A 4,628-nucleotide genomic window follows, 5' to 3' on the forward strand; every position below is an offset into this window, starting at 1 on the left:
GCCGAGCGCTTGGCCCTGCCCGCCGGTGCCACCACCGCCGCCGCCCCCCGCGCCGACCAGCACCCGGTCGGCTAGCTGGCAGGTCAGTGCCGCACAGCCGGCATTGGCCATCCGCACGTCTGAGGAGCCGCCGCCGGCGGCGCCGTTGCCGCCGTTGCTGGGCGCGGACCCGCCGGCTCCGCCCGAGGCGTCACCTGGGCCGCCCGCCACGCCGCCGTTGGACCCGCCAAAGCCGCCCAGCGCGCCCTGCCCGCCGGCGGGGCCGTTGTTTTTACCGCCGGACCGGTTGGCCGTGCCGTCGGCACCCCGGCCTGCGACGTCGACCTGGAGAACCTGGCCGGCGGCCAGCCCGGACAGTGTCCCGGCCGCTTGGCCGCCGCCACCACCGGGCCGGCCGGTGATGTCACCCGTCGGCGAGCCGCCGTGTGCGGCATCGCCGGCCACGAAGTAGTGGCCACCCTGGGCTCCGGTAACCGTGATCTGCACCGACGTCACCCCGGCGGGCATGGTGAACGTGTCCGAGCCCACCCGCTGGTAGGTGCAGGTCGATCCGGACAGCACACCCGAGATGCCGCAGGGATTGCTGTCCGCGGCCGCCGTGTCCCATGGGGTCAGTGTTACCACTGATGCGGCGATACCCACGCTCAGCACCGTGCCGAGCAGCGGCGCCGTCTGTAAGAGCGCCCTGGGCAGCGCCCAGGCTCGACGATTCCGATTCATAAACCGCTTCCTCTCGCGTCCATTCAGTGCTCCGGCGGTTTCCAGCGGTCAGCGCACCGCCTGCCTCACAGCAGAACCCTCGGCAGGAGTTCGAATCGGGCTGTTGGGGCAGGTAAGAGGCTTGCCCGATCGCGATCAAGCTTGCCGAGCCCCTGCTCCCAGCACGATGCGGACGGTGCGCTGGCCCTCTGCATCCAAGGGGGGGTATCAACCGATAGGCGCACGCCACCGCCGCGCTGAACGGCGGCTACTGACATTGTCCGGAGCGTGGCCCATCCACGGTGTTGCCGTTCTGCCGCAGTGTGGGTTCGTTGCCGCTGCAGGTCAGGGGACCGGTGACGTGGTTGGCGTCAAATGTGGGCACAGCGTTCTCCGGTAGCAGGCCGCTGCCGCTGTTGGCGGTGATCCGTACAGGTCCGTTGATCGTGTTGGTCGAGGTTTCGAGGCCGCCGCTGTTGGCATCCAGCGTCAGCGGGCCGTTGATGGTGTTACCCGTGCATGCCGTTGCGTCGTTCCGCTCCGTACCGATCAGCACGTATCCACCGCTTGCCCGGATGCTGACCGGTCCGTTCAGCGTCGACCGGCAGACGGTGACCGCGAGGGCGCCGCGGGCGGAGACAGGACCGGTGACCTCAGCGTCCGACACGGCCAAGGCGCCACCGGGGCGCACGGTGACCGGGCCATCCTGCCTGCCGCCGGGGCCGATGCACAACGACTGGTCGGCGGCCACCGTCAGGGGCCCGTGCCGCGGTGTCGTCGTGCACGGCTGGCTGAATCCGACGGTGATCTCGGTGGGGCCTGCCGTGCCGCTCGGCGCGAAACCCGGGTCTCCGCTGTACCTGGCGGCGATCGGATGTGCCCCGGGCTGGAGTTTGCTGATACTGAGGCTGGCCTGACCGTCGCTGAGCGGCACGGTCGCCAGCGGTGTCGTTCCGTCCGAGAACGTGACCGTCCCGGTTGGGATGCCCGCGGCCGGGTTCACGGAGCCCACGCTGGCGGTGACGGTCATGGCATGCCCGAACAGCGGGGTGGACGTGCTCGGGGCCAGCGTGATCGCGGTTCCGTACCGGAACGAGACGATCGCCTTGCCAGTGCCGTGGTTGACGCCCGGGATGAGGGAGACGTCGGTTGCCGCCGGCGTCGCGTACCCGCTTCCTCCACCGCCACCTGCCCCGACGAAACCGCCGGGGTTCCCACCGCCGGAGCCGCCGCCACCGCCGAAGTAGCCACCGCCGTTGCCGCCACCGCCACCGTTACCGCCTGGGCCGCCGCTGCCCGGGTTGGGCTGACCGGTGTTGGGATCGATATCACTGCCTGGTATTCCAGGACCACCGACCGCGGAGTTGGGGCTGCCGGTCCCGGGTGCGGTCTGGGTCCCGCCACCGCCAGCGACACCGGATCCCGCGGGGCCGCCGCCCTGGCCGCCGGCCTCTCCGGCGGGACCGCCGCCGTTCCCGCCACGCAGCAGGGGCCCACCGTTACCGGCACCGCCACCGCCGCCCGCCAGCAGCACCCGATCGGGCTGGCCGAAGGGGGCGAGCCGCACCTCCGAGCCGCCGCCACCAGACCCGCCCCCGCCGTGTGCACCGCCGCCGCCGGATCCGTGGCCGAAGCCGCCGGGCCGGGCGAACTCGCCGTGCCGGGAGGTGCCGGGTATCCCGGCGGCACCCACGGTGATCTGGAGAATCTGCCCCGGGCTCACCGCCAGGGTCGCGCGGGTCTCACCGCCGAGCCCGCCGGGTGCTCCCTCGTTCGGCTGCTGTGGCGCAACGAAGCCGGCCGCGCTGCCCCCCTCGGCTCCGAACAGGTCGACGCTCACGCTGGTCACCCCGTCCGGCACGGTGAAAGTGTCCGTACCGGACGCGGCATAGGTGCAGGTGGGTGACGGTGCGCTGAAGACCCCGCCCGCGCCGCAGGGCCCGGCTGTACTGGCCGGATCAGCAACCGCGGTGAAAGGCGCTCCCACAATGACGGCCACGGCACCGATAGCGCAGGCCGCCACCACAGCCGTGGATCTGGACATGCTGGAACAACGACGGTTCACGGGAATCAACGGCGCCTTTCCGGTCCTGCGTTGGATGGCCGGTGGTGGGTGGATGGATCGCGACACGGCCTAGACGCCGTCGTTGGCACACAACACCCAGCTATCGGAGTAGGTGTTCGACGAGCTTGAGCCCCCGGTGTGGGTGGAAGCTGTCCAGTACGCCGCCGTGGTGGTTCCATCGCTGACAGCGCTGCCACCCGAATCGCTGGGAAAGCTTCCGTTGAGGTGATCACCGCCTGAGCCTGGTCCGGTGAAGTTGGTGGTTGTCACGCTGCCACCGCTGACAGCGGCGCCGCCGCTGACCAATTTCCCGTCCTGGCCGCCACAGCCGACCGTCACTGTCTGGCCGGTGGTGGCTGTGGTCGGCCCGCTTACCTCGCTGTACCGGACTTTCACGGTGACACCACTGACGTTGATGTTGTTCCCGCTACAGATCGCGTAGGCGTAGGTCGTGTTGTTGCTGCTGCCTCCGCCGCCGTCCCAGCCGACAGCGGTCCAGGAATCCGGATTGGTCTCACCGTCGGCCGCGGCTTTCTGCCCGTAGCTGTGTCCGGAGTTGTTGAAGGTGGGGAAGCTGGCGATCGGCTTGAGGCTCCCGACGCTGGCCGGGGTGGTACGGGCCCCGCCGCCGAGCAGGACCGTGCTGGCCGGGCAGGTGGCGGTGACGAGGCCCACCGTCGAGCCTGACGTGGGGCCTGCGATCTTGTTCATGACCACCTGGATATGGTTGATCAGATTGCTGGTGAAACACACCGCGTAGGGAGTGGTGGAGAAGGAGCCATTGACCGCTCCCCCGCTTCCGCCGATACCGAGCCAGTGCGTCACGTCGGTGCCGACGACCCCGGTCGAGCCGGTGTATTCGGCGCTGCCGTCGGCGCTGGGCTCAGTGCCCATCACATGGTTGCCGTTCGACGATGAGCCGGTGCCAATGGCCTGGTTGATCCCACCTCCCGAGACAAGGCCGCTGGCGCAGTCCGCGTGGGTCGAGATCTCGGCAAAGGTGGACCCGGGTCCGCTGGTGGCTCCCGGGGTTTTCACGGTGACGCTCACGGTGTTGGCGTACGCGGCTCCCGGCACCGCTACGGCCAGCAAAGCACCTGCGATCAGCGCTTTTTCCAGGATGGGATGCCGCAGCGATATCTTCCTCATCGGATTCTCGACTCTCCCTCGCGGGCTTCGACACAGTCGACATCTGTGTGCGGCCCTGTTGAGAAACGGTGCGCACGGAACGGAAACGAAAATAATTCCTTGATCAATGGGCGTCGTGGGACGCGCCACGCTGATGGTTCCTGGCAAGGCCGCGGGCCACCCCGATACCGGGATATGAGGATGAGTTGTACTGGTGTGGCCGAGAACACGGCCGGGGGTTTTTCTGGATGCGGCGAGCCAGACAGCTGGCTTCCGGAAAACGTCCTAAAAGCCGACCGGTCAGCCCGTTTTTCTCGGCGGCTGCCTCGGTCCTCGAGACCGGGCACACCGGGCAGAACTGGTCGCCTGATCGCCGGTTTCGGACTGGCCTCCGAAGTTACCGGTCGCGGACCAGAAACTCGGATCGTGCGTGCCCTCGGTGAGGGGCACGCCAGCCCCGTCGCCGGGGTAGGAGCCCTTGCCCCGCAGCCCATTGATCGGGACAGCTGGGGCGGCCGCACAGAGCGCGGCGGCCGAGCTGTTGCGGGCCGACCATACCGACGCTGTGCCTAAGAGCGCCCGAGGATAGGGCGTTCGATCAGCGAGCGGCTTATCCGCGCCCGATCCGGCAAGGCGGAGGAGGAAGGCGCCCTGGTGGTGGGCGCCGACTGACGACAACGCGGCCGGGCGGGACGCGGGGAGCCGCGAGCCGGACAGTCCTATCCTCGGGCGCTCT

General features: G+C 69.4%; 2 protein-coding genes and 2 pseudogenes. All 4 read right to left on the bottom strand.

Annotated elements, in window-relative coordinates; genetic code table 11:
* Positions 1-720, bottom strand: a pseudogene (locus tag MJ797_RS27105) (YncE family protein); the annotation flags it as partial.
* 247 nt (positions 721-967) lie between these two features.
* Positions 968-2,743, bottom strand: coding sequence for an Ig-like domain-containing protein (locus MJ797_RS23480; protein WP_239341300.1), 1,776 nt, complete (start codon positions 2,741-2,743; stop codon positions 968-970).
* Positions 2,744-2,833: 90 nt separating this feature from the next.
* Complete coding sequence (locus MJ797_RS23485; RefSeq protein ID WP_239341302.1) at positions 2,834-3,913, bottom strand: hypothetical protein; 1,080 nt, start codon at positions 3,911-3,913, stop codon at positions 2,834-2,836.
* A 279-nt stretch (positions 3,914-4,192) separates the two neighbouring features.
* Positions 4,193-4,628: pseudogene (locus MJ797_RS23490) on the bottom strand (hypothetical protein); the annotation flags it as partial.

This window comes from Protofrankia sp. CiP3 (assembly GCF_917627345.1).
GTDB lineage: Bacteria > Actinomycetota > Actinomycetes > Frankiales > Frankiaceae > Protofrankia.